This window comes from Actinomadura sp. 3N407 (assembly GCF_052245875.1).
GTDB lineage: Bacteria > Actinomycetota > Actinomycetes > Streptosporangiales > Streptosporangiaceae > Spirillospora.
Genome location: NZ_JBQQBP010000044.1, coordinates 1 through 15,399, shown reverse-complemented (window position 1 = coordinate 15,399; position 15,399 = coordinate 1). Strand labels below are relative to the sequence as shown.

General features: G+C 72.1%; 16 protein-coding genes. 6 read left to right on the top strand and 10 right to left on the bottom strand.

Going from position 1 to position 15,399, the window contains the following annotated elements; genetic code table 11:
• Positions 1–191: 191 nt before the first annotated feature.
• Genes ACTWPP_RS44430 through ACTWPP_RS44415 form a run of 4 tightly spaced genes read right to left on the bottom strand, consistent with a single transcriptional unit; the run spans position 192 to position 2,298 of the window.
• Positions 192–575 carry a hypothetical protein gene (locus ACTWPP_RS44430; protein ID WP_443110519.1) on the bottom strand — a complete coding sequence of 128 codons (384 nt, stop codon included), beginning with the start codon at positions 573–575 and terminating at the stop codon, positions 192–194.
• Positions 576–626: 51 nt separating this feature from the next.
• Entirely contained in the window at positions 627–1,061 is a 435-nt protein-coding gene (locus tag ACTWPP_RS44425; protein ID WP_443110518.1) for a hypothetical protein, read from the bottom strand.
• Positions 1,058–1,546, bottom strand: a complete 489-nt coding sequence (locus ACTWPP_RS44420) for a hypothetical protein (protein ID WP_443110517.1) — start codon at positions 1,544–1,546, stop codon at positions 1,058–1,060. The genes ACTWPP_RS44425 and ACTWPP_RS44420 overlap by 4 nt, the downstream gene beginning before the upstream one ends.
• Positions 1,543–2,298: a hypothetical protein gene (locus ACTWPP_RS44415; RefSeq protein WP_443110516.1), complete on the bottom strand. Its 756-nt coding sequence runs from the start codon at positions 2,296–2,298 to the stop codon at positions 1,543–1,545. Before ACTWPP_RS44415 ends, ACTWPP_RS44420 begins: the two co-directional genes overlap by 4 nt.
• A 307-nt stretch (positions 2,299–2,605) precedes the next feature.
• Here ACTWPP_RS44415 and ACTWPP_RS44410 point away from each other — a divergent pair, with 307 nt between their 5' ends.
• The 3 genes from ACTWPP_RS44410 to ACTWPP_RS44400 all read left to right on the top strand — a co-directional run bounded on the left by ACTWPP_RS44410 (position 2,606) and on the right by ACTWPP_RS44400 (position 5,908).
• Positions 2,606–3,805 (top strand): hypothetical protein, encoded by a 1,200-nt coding sequence (locus tag ACTWPP_RS44410; protein WP_443110515.1) that lies wholly within the window; start codon positions 2,606–2,608, stop codon positions 3,803–3,805.
• Between the two features lie 64 nt (positions 3,806–3,869).
• Positions 3,870–4,529 (top strand): hypothetical protein, encoded by a 660-nt coding sequence (locus tag ACTWPP_RS44405; RefSeq protein ID WP_443110514.1) that lies wholly within the window; start codon positions 3,870–3,872, stop codon positions 4,527–4,529.
• Positions 4,526–5,908 carry a hypothetical protein gene (locus ACTWPP_RS44400; protein WP_443110513.1) on the top strand — a complete coding sequence of 461 codons (1,383 nt, stop codon included), beginning with the start codon at positions 4,526–4,528 and terminating at the stop codon, positions 5,906–5,908. The genes ACTWPP_RS44405 and ACTWPP_RS44400 overlap by 4 nt, the downstream gene beginning before the upstream one ends.
• Positions 5,909–5,937: 29 nt before the next feature.
• Here ACTWPP_RS44400 and ACTWPP_RS44395 read toward each other — a convergent pair whose 3' ends face one another.
• Complete coding sequence (locus ACTWPP_RS44395) at positions 5,938–6,684, bottom strand: hypothetical protein (RefSeq protein WP_443110512.1); 747 nt, start codon at positions 6,682–6,684, stop codon at positions 5,938–5,940.
• Positions 6,685–7,131: 447 nt separating this feature from the next.
• Here ACTWPP_RS44395 and ACTWPP_RS44390 point away from each other — a divergent pair, with 447 nt between their 5' ends.
• The 3 genes from ACTWPP_RS44390 to ACTWPP_RS44380 all read left to right on the top strand — a co-directional run bounded on the left by ACTWPP_RS44390 (position 7,132) and on the right by ACTWPP_RS44380 (position 10,307).
• Complete coding sequence (locus tag ACTWPP_RS44390; RefSeq protein WP_443110511.1) at positions 7,132–7,968, top strand: hypothetical protein; 837 nt, start codon at positions 7,132–7,134, stop codon at positions 7,966–7,968.
• A gap of 241 nt (positions 7,969–8,209) precedes the next feature.
• Complete coding sequence (locus tag ACTWPP_RS44385) at positions 8,210–9,394, top strand: hypothetical protein (RefSeq protein ID WP_443110510.1); 1,185 nt, start codon at positions 8,210–8,212, stop codon at positions 9,392–9,394.
• A 502-nt stretch (positions 9,395–9,896) separates the two neighbouring features.
• Positions 9,897–10,307: an NUDIX domain-containing protein gene (locus tag ACTWPP_RS44380; RefSeq protein WP_443110509.1), complete on the top strand. Its 411-nt coding sequence runs from the start codon at positions 9,897–9,899 to the stop codon at positions 10,305–10,307.
• An 11-nt stretch (positions 10,308–10,318) separates the two neighbouring features.
• Here ACTWPP_RS44380 and ACTWPP_RS44375 read toward each other — a convergent pair whose 3' ends face one another.
• From ACTWPP_RS44375 to ACTWPP_RS44355, 5 genes are read right to left on the bottom strand one after another with little or no spacing between them, the layout of a single operon-like run.
• Positions 10,319–11,629 (bottom strand): aminotransferase class III-fold pyridoxal phosphate-dependent enzyme, encoded by a 1,311-nt coding sequence (locus ACTWPP_RS44375; protein WP_443110508.1) that lies wholly within the window; start codon positions 11,627–11,629, stop codon positions 10,319–10,321.
• 45 nt (positions 11,630–11,674) lie between these two features.
• Positions 11,675–12,463 carry an SDR family NAD(P)-dependent oxidoreductase gene (locus ACTWPP_RS44370; RefSeq protein ID WP_443110507.1) on the bottom strand — a complete coding sequence of 263 codons (789 nt, stop codon included), beginning with the start codon at positions 12,461–12,463 and terminating at the stop codon, positions 11,675–11,677.
• Positions 12,460–13,452: a phosphotransferase family protein gene (locus ACTWPP_RS44365; RefSeq protein ID WP_443110506.1), complete on the bottom strand. Its 993-nt coding sequence runs from the start codon at positions 13,450–13,452 to the stop codon at positions 12,460–12,462. The genes ACTWPP_RS44370 and ACTWPP_RS44365 overlap by 4 nt, the downstream gene beginning before the upstream one ends.
• Complete coding sequence (locus tag ACTWPP_RS44360) at positions 13,449–14,441, bottom strand: hypothetical protein (RefSeq protein WP_443110505.1); 993 nt, start codon at positions 14,439–14,441, stop codon at positions 13,449–13,451. Before ACTWPP_RS44360 ends, ACTWPP_RS44365 begins: the two co-directional genes overlap by 4 nt.
• Positions 14,438–15,349: a phosphotransferase enzyme family protein gene (locus tag ACTWPP_RS44355; RefSeq protein ID WP_443110504.1), complete on the bottom strand. Its 912-nt coding sequence runs from the start codon at positions 15,347–15,349 to the stop codon at positions 14,438–14,440. The genes ACTWPP_RS44360 and ACTWPP_RS44355 overlap by 4 nt, the downstream gene beginning before the upstream one ends.
• Positions 15,350–15,399 lie beyond the last annotated feature (50 nt).

The window sequence follows — 15,399 nt, the reverse complement described above, 5'->3', positions numbered from 1 at the left end:
CGCCAACCGGCTGGTCGGCATCCTGCACGGCTGCCTCAAAACCGGCACGCTCTATGACGAGGCGACCGCCTGGTCGCATCATCACGAGCTTGCTGCTTGACATCGTTCACTCCTGGGATGTCTTTCAGGGATCGGATCGCTTGTCCGCGCAGAGGCTGCTGTCGCGGCCTCGCTGGCACGCGGCCAGGGGTTCACGGCGTGTCGACATCGGGGGCGCACGCCGCCCGGGAGTGGTATTCGCGGAGGGCGCGGTCGAACCCGGCGACCAGTTCGCAGAACTCCGGCTCGCGCTCGGCTATCTGGGGGTCGTTCAGGATGATCTCCAAGACCCAGCCGAGTAGGCCCCGGGTACCTGCGTACTCAAGTGAGTCGTCCTCGGGCTTGTCGGCGCGCCCCTCCACCCTCAACTTGATGCAGTGGAGGATCCCCAGCTCCTCACGGGTGAGCCCACCGTTCGGTACGCGCCCCCAGCCGTCGGCGTGGCCGAGGGCCGCGAGGATGTTCCCGGCCCAGTTGGGACGCAGCCCGTGATCGGTGATCGTCTTCTGCAGTACGAGGTCCTCAAAGCTGGGCACGACGGGTGGTTCCTTTCTGCTGGTGGCCGGGGTGGGGCGCGGATTGAAGGGTCAACGGGCGTCGACCACTCCCAGCGGTGCGTGGCGCTGGGTGCGGCGCCGGGCCGCCTCCTCTGCGGAGAAACGCGCGTCGTGGCAGCGGGCGTGCCGCCATCCGCCGTCCCCCCTCTCCGGCTCATCGTCGGGGTCGCAGACCTTGCAGTGGTCGTCGCCGCAGTCGACGCACCCGCCGGGGATGCGGACGGGCGGGGTACCGACGCAGCAGGTGGCGAGCCAGGCCGGGGCCGCCACGATCGTCTGGCCGCAGTAGCACGGCCGCAGCGCCAGCCCGGCGATGAGCGTGTAGCCCGGCGTGCGGGGGCAGCCGTGCGGGTGGCCGGCCCGCGTGCAGTCGGCTCCGCACCGGCGGCACGCGAGCCACGGCGGGTTCGGCGGCCCCTCCAGCTCGCCTGGCAGGGCGTCACGCCCGATCGGCCTGTCCGTCATGACCGGGCCGTGTCGGCGTCGTGGGGTGTGCCAGGCGGGGCCTCGAGGGAGTCCCGCCATTCCTCCAGCACATCGGTGACGGTGATGTTGACCTTCCCGTCCGGGCCGGGCATGTTGCAGATCTCCATCGCGGTGAGCGCCTCCCGGGACCGGGCGAGGGCGGCCTGCGCTCGATGTTCGGCCGGGGTTCCCGGTGGAACGGTGAGCGCGTCAATGAGCGCGCCAATCAACCGGTCCGCAGCGGCGGCGTCGACGTCGTCCAGTCGGCCCTGGCAGTCGAACGTGCCGATGATGTGGCCCGCCTTGGCCAGCGCGATGTAGACCTGGCGGCGCGTGCTGGCGGCGCGGGGGGCGCCCCACACTTCGGTGAGCAGCCCTCGAAGGAGGCCCCCGATGGTGGCGGCACCGGTCACGGAGGTGTCAAGGACCTGGCGAGGCGTGGGCACGTCCCCACGGCCGGGGTCCTCGTGCGTTGGGGCCGTCATGGCCTGGTCTCCTCTGTTCGGGGTGAGCGTGCGATGGGCCCGTTGACGCGGGTGTGCCGGATCATCCGCATGGATCGGATGGTGCCGTGGACGGCGGTGGCGAGCAGGCCGATTCCGGGAAGGAGCATCACCCAGGTCCACCACGGCCCGGTCATGGTGGTGGCGGCCATCGCCGCGGTGCCGACGGTGAGGGCGAGCCCGTCGAGGGTGGCGACGGCGAGACGTATCGAGCGAACCTGCAGACCAGCCGGTTGGCGCAGCGCCGGGCCCTGGCCGCGGCCTGGCCGGTCCGGCCATAGCTGTTTGCGCATGGAGTCCCAGCCCAGCCCGTCGGGAAGCATCGGCTCGGCGAAGTCGCGGACGAACGCGGCGGCCTGGCCGATCCGGTAGTCGGCGTGCTCGCGCTGCGCGAGCAGGAACGCCAGCAGGGTCGGGAACAGCAGCGCGGCGGTCTCGCCGCCGTACAGGCCCAGCAGCGGGGTCCCGGTCAGCTTCGCGGCGGTCACCGCCGCGACCGTCAGGGTGAAGCAGGAGCCCAGCAGGGAGAACATGTGGCCGGCGAACGCCTCACGGCGGCCGATCTGGAATGTGATCTCGCTGGTGAGCCGCTCGTACTGGGCGAGGAACAGTTCCCACGCGCGCGGGTCGGCGTCCTGGAGGGCTTGGCGGACCCGCGTGCGGTCCAGATCCCCGGGCGGAACGTCGCGGCGCTGGCGTGTCCGGGCACGGCCGCGCCAGAAGGTGCTGGTCACAGCGTCAGCCTGCCAGCGGTAGCTGCAGCGTCATGACGGTGAACCACTTTCTGTGCGGTCGTGGTCGCGTTGTCTTCGCCGGGCGTCTCGGCCATCTGGGGCCTCTCCTTCTGTCAATGGACGGGGCTCGCTTAGCCCCCTTCACCCCCGGGCCCTTTCGATGGGCTGGGGCGCTCTCAGCGTCGCACAGCATCAGATCCAACACAATCAGCATTGTGTGATGTCTTCAAGATTATTTCTTATACGTTCCGTTCCGTTGCCATAATCGTTCTAGCAAGGGAACGGAACGCTTGATATGCTTGATCACATGACGGATCCCCGCGATGAGCCCGACGAGGACGACCGCGAGCAGCTCGGCCGGCTCGACGACGAGCCCGCCAACCAGGACGAGCCGCTGGCACTGCTCGACGGCCCGGTCCCCGAGGACGACCTGAGCCCCGCCGCGGTCGCCACCCGCACCGCGGCCACCCAGGCCGCCAGCCGCCGCCCCTGCAAGCACTGCGGCCGGCCGATCCCGCGCGGCACGCGCCGCGACGCCGAGTACTGCTGCCCCGAGCACCGCACCGCCCGCTACAAGGCCGAGCGGAAGACCGAGACCGCCGAGCTCGGGCCCGCCCGGACGCTGCGCGGCGAGACAGCGCAGCTCGCCCAGGTGCTCGCCGCGTTTGGTGAGCACACCGGTGCACTCACCAAACTGCTGAACGGCGCGGTTGCCGACGCGATCAAACAGGCCGAGGAGGCGATCCAAGCCGCACAGACCGCGCGCCGCGAGAAGGCCGAGGCCGACACCCGCGCCGAGCTGGCCGAGCAACGCGAGCGCGACGCTGACACCGCCGCGCGCGAGGCTCGCACCGACCGCGACCAGAAGGTCGCCGCCGCCCGCCGGGACGCGCGCGAACAGGTAGCCGAGGCGCGCACCGAAGCCGAGCAGGCGTGGCGGCAGGCCGGGCAGGCACAGCAAGCCCGCGAGAACGCCGAGCAGGAAGCCGCCGCCGCAGCGCATCTGCGCGGGGTCGCCGAGCAGCAGGCCGCCGATACCGAGGCGCGGCTCCAAGCCGTCCAAGAGGAGGCCGCCGGGCTGCGGGACGCGCTGCAGAACGCGCTCTCCGAACGTGACGACGCGAGCAGGCAGTTCGTCGACGAACGTCAGCGGCATGCGACCACCACCGAACGCGCCGGGGCGGCCGAGGGCGCCCTAGAGCAGACCCGCGCCCAGCTCGCCGCCGCCGAGGAGCGCGAGCGCGCCGCGGTGGCCGCCGCCGAGGAGACCGGCCGCGCCTTGCAGGAGGCGCGCGAAGCCTTGCAGGCGGCCGAGACGGCCCGGCAGGCCTCCGAGGAGGCTGCCGCGGAGGCTCGCGCCGGCCTGCAGGCAGCGCAGGCATCTGCCGAGGCCACGCTGGCCGAGGTGCGGCGCCAGTTGGAGGCCGCGCGCGACGACGCGCACGCGCAGCGCGAGCGCGCGGCCGCCGCCGAACAGGCCGCGCGCGCCGACCGCGACGACCGATGATGGTCGCCCGCGGACGCGTCGGCCCGACCATGAAGCCGCCCGGACAATGGAACGGAGGCCCCCGATGACCTGCCCCGTCCACATCGAGCCGCCGGCGCTCAGCGCACTGGCCGGGACCACAGCGGCGCCGGAGGTACCGTGCCCGGACCTGCCGTGCCCGGACTGCGCGCTGCCGCGGCTGCTGGATCCGCTCGGCGGGTGGCTGGTGTGCGGCAACCCGCACTGCCCCAACCTGGCGATCGGGGCGCCGGTGTGGCGGGAACTGGACGCTGCCGTCGCCGCCGGTGCGCCGGACCTGTGCCCGCCCGGTTGGCCGCGGCCCCAGCGCGGTGGGTTCCCGGTGCCGTGGCTCACCCCCGTGACGGCCGCGGCCGGGCCGCTGTGGAAGCTCGTCCACGGCGCCCGCCTCGTCCAAGCCCAGACCGTATGGTGCTGCCAGACCTGCGGCTTGCCGTGCGAGGCGGCGGCTGCGGTCGTGGTGGTGGACGAGGCCGGGCGGTGCCGCACCTCTGCGCCGCTGCACGAGCGGTGCGCGGTGCTGTCGCTCGCGGTCTGCCCGGACCTGGCCCGCTCCGGCGCACGTGCCGTAGCGGTCACCCGCGCCGACATCGCCGCCGAAGGGGACACCGACCTGGCTCTTGGGCTCACCGCCCGTTGGCGAGTCCAGCAGGCCCTGGCCGACATGGCCGACCTGGCCGAACACGCTGCTGGTGCGGTGCGGTGAGCGGGCCGGGAAAGCGGGAGACCGCCGCGCAGAAAGCCGCCCGCATCTGGGACGGCCTCAACGACCGCCAACGAACCTATATGCGCGTGGTCTACGAGGTAGATCAGGAAGTCGAGCGGGACGCCAAGAGCGCCTGGACCCGCGGCGAACGGTCGGTGCCGGCGGCGGAATGGCGGTGGCTGGACTACGGCCCGGTCGGCGAGTCGTTCGGTAACCGGGGGCTGCTGCAGGAGCGGCTCGGGTACGCCGGAGTCCGCGACTCCGGCGCGGGCGCCACCTTGAAAGTGCTGGAGGAGCGCGGGCTGATCCAGACGCGGCGGCCCGCCGCACCGATCGCCGACTACTGGCTGGAGGTGCAGCTCACCAAGTCCGGGCGGGCGGTGTGCCGCGCCGCCGGCCTGGACCCGGCCCGGCCCGGCGCCCGCCGCAAGGGGATGCTCGGCGAAGGGCTGTGGCGCATGCTCGCCGAGGTCTACCGGGCCGAGCCGGACGGCAAGAAGGTCTGGGGCTACAGCGGCGCCTGGCGGCACCTGACCGAGCGGGAGCCCGACCCGCTGGTGGAGATGGCGCGCAGATACGACGGACCGGACCGGGCGCGTCTCACCGACGCCGGCCGCGCCCACTACGAACAGCTGTGGGAGGCCTACGCGCGCGCCTACCCGGCCGTGGACGCTCCCGCACCCGGCGGGCATCCCCGCCGGTGGCCCAGCGCCGTCGACGAGCGCCTGGCCCAGCTGCAGCAGCACACGGCCCGGCTCCGCACCGAGATCACCGCGACGCGGACCGCCCGCCGCGCGCTGGACACCCTCCCCGAAAGCGCCGCTCGCGTCGATGTGCCCGCGGAGGACGTCGACGCCGACGCCCTACCCGCCCCGCTGCAGGCCGCGGTACGGCGCCGCAACCGCGCGGCCGCCACGTGCCGCACTGCCGCCGACCGCGCGGCCGACCGCTACCGGGCCGCGCTCGGCAAGGCCGCCGACGCCTACATCGAGGCGCTCGCCGTCTACCTCACCGAGCTGGAGGAGGCATACCGAGCGGCGTGTACCCGCTATGTGATGGCCGCGGCGGCGGTCTGCCAGGCCACCGCCGACGGCACCGACCCCCTCGACGCGTTCGCCGACGTCGACCCAGCGGCCGCGGGCGGCTGGCCCCGGCTGCCCGCCGTGCCGGTGACGGGGCTGGCGGAGGTCGACGCCGACCTGGTGCAGGCGCACACCCGTGCCGGAGGGAAGCCACGCCGCCGCCGCAAGAACACCCCGCCCGAGACGGCGGACGTGCTGGCTGACGGCGCCAGGCTCACCACGTTCGCGGACGCCATCAGCGACTACCTGGCGGGCGGGCACCTGACGCGGCTGCTGCTGCGACGCCCGCCGAAATGACACTCGGGGCCTGGAATCGAAGAAGCGGTTTACAGTGAGGTCTTCGAGACCGCCCACTCGATCCGCTCCTCACTCAGGAGGAGGAGATCGGCGACCGAGGCGATGCCGTGATCCTCGATGAGCGGAGCCAGCATCTCCGCGATATTCTCAGCGAATTCCACAAAGACCGGCCCGGTAGCCCACCGGTAGAAGACCACGGTCGCCTCGCGGTGCAGCTCCTCATCCAGGCGATCGCCGCTGATCGTCGGCCCGACCGTCCAGACGAAGTCGATGAAGTCCATCGCCTCACGTGAGCCGGGTCGTCCCGCCGTCAGCGGATCGGCCGGCATCAGAAGCTCCGGCACGTCCGACCCGCCCTCGGGCACCGGCTGCGGCCCGGACGCCCCGATCCGCAACTCCACGGCGTACAGCGCCGCCGCCAGCGTGCCCAGCGCCCTGCCCCCCGCCGCGCGGACCAACTCGAGCAGCCGCATCACGTCCGCGTCCGGCGGCGGCCCTACCGGCCGCACCGGCCCATACTCCGCCTCCACTTCCGCCAGCGGCAGAACCTCGCGGGTATGGCCATGCTGATACACCACCTCCTCCACCAGCGCCGGCTCCACCTCCAAGACGGCCGGGCGCGGATCGGCCGCCCGCCGCTGGGCCTTCGCCCTACGCGCGGCGCCGCCGGGCGCCATCGCCTCCTCCTCGAGACCGACTGGCCCCCGGCCCACCCACGGCCCAAACCCAGCGTCCACCACCCGGTACGGCGCCTCCATGTCCCCTCTGATCTCCATGCCCCTCACGCTATGGCCACCGGCACACCGAACCCACCCACTCCCAGACACAGCCGTGGGTGAGAGTGGGCCGCGTGCTGGGTGGGGGTGTCATGACGGCGACGAACTGCGGGCGTTGCGGTTCGCGGTGATGCTCCGGGGGGTAATGACGCCGCAGACCGCGCGGGCAGGTCGCGGCTATCATTCGCCGGTGCCGTTGTTCGCATCCAGAGCGCAAGCCGCCGCCCACGCCCTGCGCGACATCTCAAATCCAGGCCCGTGGGCGCGCGTCGCGATCGCCAAGATCGAAGGCACCCGCGCCCGGCTCTCGGTGCGCGACACTGGCCGCGACCTGCCCGAGGGTGCGGACGAACTCCAGGCTCACGGCCCTGACTCCCGTGGGCGCACCCTCGCATCCCCCGATCCCTCGGCCTGCTTGGAGACGGCACGCACACGGGGGCGGGGCGTTTGAGCCCGCGCGGTGCCCAGGACACCGCGGTGCAGCGCGGCCGCGCCCGGCAGTACGCGCTGTGCACCATCGCGGTCGGCTACGACCGGGTCAGCGACGGGGTGGAGGGCGTGTTCGACCAGGCGCTCACCAACGGACTGGCCGCGATCGTGGCGCACACCTGGCCCGGGAACGAGATCGAGGGCCAACGGGTACGGTCAGCCGCCGGGCTGTTGGAGGTGGTCAAGGCCAAAGGCGAAAGCCGCGAGCCCGGCGTGTGGCACGTGCCGCACGAACCGGCAGACCAGGAACACGGTCCCACGCTCCTTGAGGCCCGGCAGACCGGCGACGTCACCCCGGTGCGGGTGGAGGTACTGCACACCGCGATCAAAGCGACCCAGGCGATTCGGCACGCCCGCGACACCGGCCAGCACACCGGCGCCGTCCTCACCGCCGATCACGTGGACGCCCTCGAAGAGCTCGACTGGCACCCCGCACTGCGCACCGTGATGGACGAACTGCAGGGCCGGCACGAGGCGGCGGTGCCCGCCGCCGACCGCGCCGAACGGCGCCGCGCCACCGAGTATCTGTTCCTGCTGGGCGACGAGGAGGTCCAGCGGCGCGCGGCCATCGACTACGCCTCGCTGCACCGCCCCCACCACAAGGACGACGAAACCACTGTCGAGGACTGCCCGGTCTGCGACAACCTGTCCCTGGTCGCCGAAAACCACGATGGCCTGCTCGCCGAGATCGGCATCGGCCAGTGCGTCATCTGCAGCTACCAGCGGACCGCCGAGGCCGCCAGCGCCCAGGCACAAACCCTGCAGATCCGGCGGGCGATGGACCGCCCGGGCTGACACCCACGGTGCGCTTTCTCAGGCGATTGGTTCCGCGAAGTCCTTGATGAGGGGGCTACTCGTGGGCTCGCAGCGAGGAGCGGTTCTGGAGAGCCGACCAACGACGATCCGATTTGTCGCACGGTACGCCGGGCCTTCCGGGGCGTGACCGGCGGCGGCGTGCGCCTGGTGGCTACCGGCACATGCGCACCACGAGGTCTGTCGGTGCCGCATGTCATCATCGCCGCGGGAGGCGATAAACATGGCCCGGCCCCGTACCCGCAAGTGGACCCAGGCGCATGCCGCACGCACGGCGCGTGATGCTCGGATCGCCACGGCGACGCACTTGGCAGACGCGCCGATCGCGAGCACGTGGCACGCGACCAAGCTGGTTGCGGGATACCGGCATCAGCTTGCCCATGTTGAGAACGATAAGCAGGTGGCCGCGGCGCTGTTGTTTGGAGGCATGGGCTACGAGCCGCCCTTTCCCCAGGACTGGAACGCGGCCGCCGAGCGCGTGGTGGCTGACGAGGCGCAGCACTTGGCGGCCGCGGAACTTTTCATCATGTCCCCACAGATCTGCGACGTGGTCATCGCCGCCGCTCAGGCCCTGGAGCCCGACGACCTGGAACTCTTGGACGCCGAAGACCTTCCGGCACCCAGCGGCCTGCTCGTGCTTCCGCATCCCGTGCTGATCCAGACCACCGCAGCCACCATCGCCGACATGAAAGCGATCGCGTGGCACACTCCAGCGACCGTCTGGGGCGCAACCCGGGATGGTGCCGCTATACGGCACCATCCCGCGGTGCGCGTATCGTCCTACGACGACACGCACGGGCCCGTTCAACCCGACAGCTTCCTGGATCTGGCACGCACCGCCCGCGAACAGGGCACGCCCCTGCCGCCGCTGCTGCTGGACGCCGTCCGCTGCTACGCGTTCCGGTACCAGGCCACCGATGAACAGCGTCGATCCCGGGACGAGTTCCTCGCTCGACTTCAGCGCAACCGGGACGCCACCCGAATGGTGCAGCAGGTCCACGGGGTCGACGAAAACCGAGTCGTCGGCGAGTACGAGCCGGACAGCATCGTCGAAGACACCACCGACAGCTTCACCATCCGGATGCTGTATGCGTTCTGGCGGCTCTGCGCGCAGAGGATCGCCGTCGCCGCCGACGTCGAGACCAACCACGCCGCCCGCCTGCAAGCTGACCGCTCTGGCATGCCCGCTGACGTCCGCGTCATCCAGCTGCGCCGGACCAACCGCAAGATCGACCAGGGGCCCGCCAGCAAGAACTGGCAGCACCGATGGATTGTCCGGATGCACAAAGTCCGGCAGTGGTACCCGAGCCTCCAGCAACACAAGGTCATCTACCGCGGCCCCTACCCCAAGGGCCCCGATGACAAGCCGCTCCTGCGCGGCGACAAAGTACACGGCCTGGTCAGATGAGACCGTGAGTCTCATATCCGGTCGGCTTCTAATCCTCGCGTCTCACAGGGCTGCTGAGGTTGGGGTTCGGTGGCCGCCGTCCACGGATCCGTGCTGAGCGAGACCCGGTCCAGGCCGAACCGCTCCGAATACACCTCGACCAGCCGCAGGCCGGACACCGGTGCCGGCACGCACGGTCGACGTGTCGGCTGGCCCGGCTCGTTTGTTGTTCACTCGACGCTCCATGCGTTCATGAGGCGGGCTGCGGACGAAGGCGACACAATAGGCACGGGCCCGAGCTCGGGCGGTCACCCGCTTCAGGTGATTCCGTGAACGGTGACGGTGCAGGGCTGCCTGTCGATGTGTAGGTGCTTGAGCACGTGGCCGTGGCCGAACGGCAGCGCCCACCGGAAGGTGGGGTCCCCGCTGGCGTCCTGACACCAGGTCACGGTCCGTTCGGGCACAAGAAGATGGATGCGCGCCTGTGGGCGTTCGCGAACCGAACACGACCTTGGAGGAACCGGTGGAGCGGATCGACGTCGCCTACACCCTGGTCGCCGACACGGTCGGCGACCAGGTGCTGCTGGTGCGCAATCTCGACACCTGGAGCCTGCCGGGCGGGCAGCGAGAGGACGGGGAGACCCTCGCTGAGGCCGCCCGCCGAGAGACCAAGGAGGAGGCCGGCGTCGATGTCGAGGTCGGCGCCGTCGTCCACGTCAGCGAGCGGATCGACGGCAAGGTGCACGACGTGTTCCACGTCTTCCGTGCCGAGCTGCTGGCTGGAAAGCCGGCTGCTGGTCCCGATGACGAGGATGTGTCGCTCGCGGCCTGGGTGCCGGTGGAGCAGGCCAGCGCTCTGATGCCGTGGTATCCCGATGGTGTGGCCGCGATGCTGCAGGTGGGCGGTGTCGGATACAGCGTCGTCCGTGAATGAACCTTCCCGCGCTACAGGGGCCGGTGCGCGGCGGTGAGCAGCTGGCCGGGCTGGCCGTCCAGGGCGCGTGCGCAGTCCGCCGCGGCGTGCTGGGCGGCGCGGGTGGTCGATTCGAGGTGCTGGGCGGTGTGTGCGGCGGTCGGGTAGAGGATGCCGCGCACCAGTGCGCCGGAGCGGATCATCAGGTCTAGGAACAGCGTCTTCAGCTGCGGCGCGCCGACGTTGGAGTTCCCGGTAGCGTCGATGTTGAGGAAGCAGTCGTAGCCGGTCAGCTGGAGGTGGCCGGCGACGCCGTTGTCGGTGAATACCTCATGGATGGCGCGGCGGAGCGCGGCGCCGGTGGCGTGGGCGCGGGTGATGGCGTCGGTGGCGGCGATCTCGTTGACGGTGGCGACCATGGCAGCCAGGGCGGCGCCGTCGGAACCGTGTGTGGTGGACAGCAGGAACAACGGCGGTCGGCCGGGAAGCGGGCGGGTGTGATCGCCGAGTTCCATCAACTCGCGTCGTCCGGTGAGTGCGGCCAGCGGCAGGCCGCCGCCGATGCCCTTGCCCCAGCAGGTCAGGTCCGGGTGCACGCCGGTGAGGGTGCGGGCTCCGCCGAGCCGGTACTTCAGGCCGCTGACGGTCTCGTCGAAGACCAGGGCGGTGCCGTGCGTGGTGCACAGATGGCGCAGCCGCGTGAAGTGGGCCGGGTCGGGTGGGGTGAACCGGGCCGGTTCCAAGATGACTGCGGCGAGGTCGTCGCCGTGGGCGGCGAAGAGCCGCTCGATGCCGCCGGTGTCGTTGTAGGAGAAGTTCAGAGTCCGGGCTGCGGGTTCGGGGTGGGTGCCGCCGGACGCGGCGGTGGTTCCGATGAACCAGTCGCCGGTGGAGAAGAACGGGTGCTGTTCGCATTTGGCGACCAGGGCGCGGCCGGTGGCGTAGCGGGCAAGTTTGAGGGCGCCGTCGACTGCGTCGGAGGCGTTCTTGGTGAACTTCACCATGTCGTCGGGGGCGGCGACCGTGCTCAGGAACGTCTCGGCGGCGTCGAGTTCGGTCCGGGTCGGCAGTTGGAACGCGGTGCCGCGGGTGAGGGCGCGGTGGACGGCGTCGGTGACGGCGGGATGGGCGTGGCCGAGGGGGCAGCAGGTCAGGCCCGGGAACCAGTCGACGTAGCAGTGCCCGTCGACGTCCCACACCAGGGCGCCCTCGCCGCGGTCGAGCAGCGGCGGGGCGCTGGGCGGCCACTGGTCGGCGGCTTTGCTGTAGGCGTGTGCGCCGGCGGGGACCAGCCGGCGTAGCCGTGCGGCGGCGGCGCGTCCGTTCGGGTGCGGGTCGTCCATGGCAAGGTCCTCCCGTGCTGGTCGGTGGGCGGTTCAGGTTCCGGGTCAGGTGAGCTTGACCGACAGGCCGCCATCGGCGGTGATCACCTGCCCGGTCAGGTAGGCGGCGTCGTCGCCGAGCAGGAATGCGGTGACGCCGGCGATGTCCTGCGGGGTGGCGAGGCGGCCGAGCGGGATGCGGGCGCCAAGCATGCTGCGCGGGAAGTCCGGGTTGGCCAGCGAGCGTTCGGTTTCGACCGCCCCCGGGGCGACGGCATTGATCCTGACGTGGGGGGCGTAGGCGGCCGCCAGCGACCGCGTGAGCATCGACACGGCGGCTTTGGACGCCTCGTAGGCGGCCGAGTCGGGGCCGGTGAACGCCGCGGCGATGGAGGAGACGACGACCGCTGCGCGCAGGGTGGGGAGCGCGGCGGCGGCGCGCAGCAGCACAAAAGCGGCGGTGACGTTGGCGTGCAGGACCTCGTCGAACCGGGCGGGTGTCATCTCGCTCAGCGGGGTGGTGTCGATGACGGCGGCGCAGTGCACGACGTAGTTCGGGTTCCCGAACCGGGCGGCGGCTTGCGTGAGGAGGGCGGCCGGGCCGGCGGGGTCGGTCAGGTCGGCCGGAACGAACGCCAGCCGCTGCCGGGCGGGGTCGAGGTCGGCGGAGAGCGTGTCGGCGCGTCGGCGATGGCGGTAGTAGGTGGCCAGGATGCGGTGGCCGTCGCGGTGCAGCCGCCGGACGATCGCGGCGCCGATTCCGCTGCTGCCGCCGACCACTACCGTGACCGGCCCTGCACCGCCGGCCGCGGGGTTCGGCGCCGGGGCCTGTTCGGCTGGTGTGGGGGCGGTCACGGGAGGGCTCCGGCCAGGCCGTGCCGGTCCATCCACCCGGCGAGCAGGCCGCGGAAGCCGTCCAGCATGGTCGAGTCGGGCCATGCCGCCCCGAAGTAGGGGAACGCCGCAAGATATTCGATGCCCTGGTACACCGTCAGCCGCTCGTCGTGGCCGTCGGGCAGTGCCGAGCAGGCGGTGTAGCCCTGGTGGAACGGGGCGCGCAACTGGGGGTGCCGGTCGAACACCCACATGCCGAGTTTGACGAAGTCCCACACCGGGTCGTAGAACGCGGCGGCTTCCCAGTCCAGCAGCGCGACGGCGCCCGGGGCGCCCTGGTGTGGGAGGTGGGCGGGCATCACGGTGTTGGGCAGGTACACGTCCCGGTGGGTGAGGCGGGGGGTGATCGCGGTGTCCAGGTCGTTGATTAGTGCGGTGAGGCGGTCGGCGACCGGGTACAGGACCGCTGCCGGGAGCGCCTGAGCCTGCTCGGTCGCGGTGATCAGCCGCTGCAGGCGGGTGGTGCACGCGGCCTTCCACGTGGGGTAGGTGACGGTGCCGGCGCAGTCCTCGGCGAACCGGGGGCCCTTGATGCGGTGCAACGCGGCGAGGGTCTCCCCCAGGCCGTGACCGAACCGTGTGGCCTGGTCGGTGTGCATGCGGGCCAGGGCGGTGGCGCCGTCGGTCCCCTCGATCCAGGTTTGCACGTAGCAGGGTCGCTGGAGCGGGCCGTTGCCGTCGCCGACGGCGACGACCAGCGGGGTGGTGACGTCGCCGGCGGCGGCGAGTTGCTGGGCAGCGACCTGCCGGAACAGGTCGGCCTGGTGGGGGCGCCGCACTCCGGTTTTGATGAGGTAGCGGCCCGAGGCGGTCCGCACCAGCCACGACAGGTGGCCCCAGCCGCCCGACAGCGGCGCGATGCGGTCAACCGTCTCGCCGGTGAGCTGGGTGAAGGCGATGCGGGCGAGTTCGATGGGCGGGTGGTCGACGGCCAGTGCTGGGCGCGTCATCGCGATGCCTCCGGGTGGTGGGCCAGTTCGGCGAGCAGGTCAGCGGAGGTCTGCAGGTCCGTCAGCGGTTGCGTCAGCCGCCACACCGGCACCGCTTGGAGCAGGCGGTCTGCGCCGCGCGGGTCCGGGTCCTGGGCGGGCAGGTGGGGTTGGAGCCAGGACTCGTAGGAGTCGGCGACCGTGAGGTGATCGGCCACGGCGGCGGCGTCCGGGCCGGTGAGGCGCTGTAGCCGGGGTCGGCCGGTGCCGCGTGCAAGCAGCACGAGCGCGGACAGTGCGACCGCGTCGGCCAGTGGAGCCTCGAGCGCGGCGGCCAGGCGATGCGGCGTCAATGACAGCGCCTGCGGCGGGCTGCCGGGATCGGCTGCGGCGGCCAGGCGGTCGGCGGCCGCGCCGAGGTAGGTCAGGGCGTCCCGGCGGACCTCGATGGCCCGGGGATAGCCGCGAGCGATCAGCTGCCCGTGCACTCCGGGCTCGGCGCCGGTGCGCTGCTCAGAGCGGGCGAGGTGGAGGGAGATTTCGTCGTTGGCGATCAGCGTGCCGTGCAGGTGGCGCAGGGCGGCGACCAGGGTGGTGGTCTTTCCGGCGCGTGCACCGCCGACCAGTGCCAGGCCCCCACCGTCGAGGGCCAAGACGGCGGCTTCCAGGAACATCGCGCCGCTTGCGGCGAGTTGGCGCCGCAGCAGGGCGCGCAGCAGCCGCACCACGGGTCGCACCGCGGCTTCGGTGTCGTCGCAGGGAGCCGGCGCCGGGAGGTGGAGCAGTCGGTGATCAGGGCGCAGCCGCACGGAGGCGCCGGTCCGGGACGGCACTCGGGCCCCGGCGTCGGCGTCGCCGATGCGCACGGTCCAGGTGCCCGGCGGGACCCTGGTGGCCGGCTGGGCGGTGATCCAGGGGCGGCACTGGGCCGCCAGCACCGCCAGCAACGCACCGTCGTCGGCGTGGACGGCGGCGCGGGCATGGCCGCAGTGCAGCAGCAGCGTGGTCACGGTGTCGTCTCCTCGGCGAGCAGCAGCCCGGTCAGGCGGGTGCGTTGGGCGGCCAGGTCACGCAGCGCCGCCAGCGGCCGGGCCAGCGCGGGAACCAGGCCGCGGCCGGTCCGCGCCAGCGCGTCCAGATGCGCGGGGTCGGGCAGTTGGGACAGCAGCATCGCCGCCCACGCCCCGGACGCTTCCGCTGGGGTGAGCGGCGCGGCGGCGTTGCTCTGGTAGCCGGTCCAGATGGAGCGCAGCAGGCGGGGGTTCAGTCGGTAGTCGCCGCTGCCGGCGCGGGCGAGCATGAGCAGCGCGTACGCCACGTCGGTGATGCGCGGGCGTCGGCCGACGCCGTCCAAGTCCAGGACGCCGCTGATGCGACCGTTGCGGTGCAGCAGGTTGTGGCCGTGAAAGTCACCGTGCCCCCACACCTGCCCGGTGGGTGCGCGCAGCACGGCGGTGTCGGTGGTGCGGTGGTGGAGGCGGTCCAGATGGATCCGGTAGGCGTTCAGCAGGCCGCGGTGCCGCCCGGCGACCGCGGCGACCTCGTGCCAGGTCTGGTCGGGGGCGGTCAGCCACCGGTCCCATGCGGTGTCGGGCGCCACCACCCGCACCCCGGCGGCCGCGGCGGCGTCGGTGTCGAGGTGATCGGGCAGGCGGTGCAGGGCCGCTAGGCGGGCGGCGGCCTGCTCGGCCAGGTGGGAGGTCACCGGCTCCACCGGGCGGCCGGGCAGGAACTCCAGCAGTGTCCACGGCACGCCATGCTCGTCGTCGGCCCACGCCTGCCCCCCTGCCGTGCGGACCGGCGCCGGAACCGGCACGCCCCGGGCGCGGGCGGCGTGGTGGACTGAGGTGCCCCGGATCTTCCGGACAGGGCCCCAACTAGAGTTGGGGAGAGAACCGGAAAGGAAGGCCGTTGGCACGACAGAGGCGGCATTTCACCCAGGAGCACAAGGACGAGATCGTCCGCATG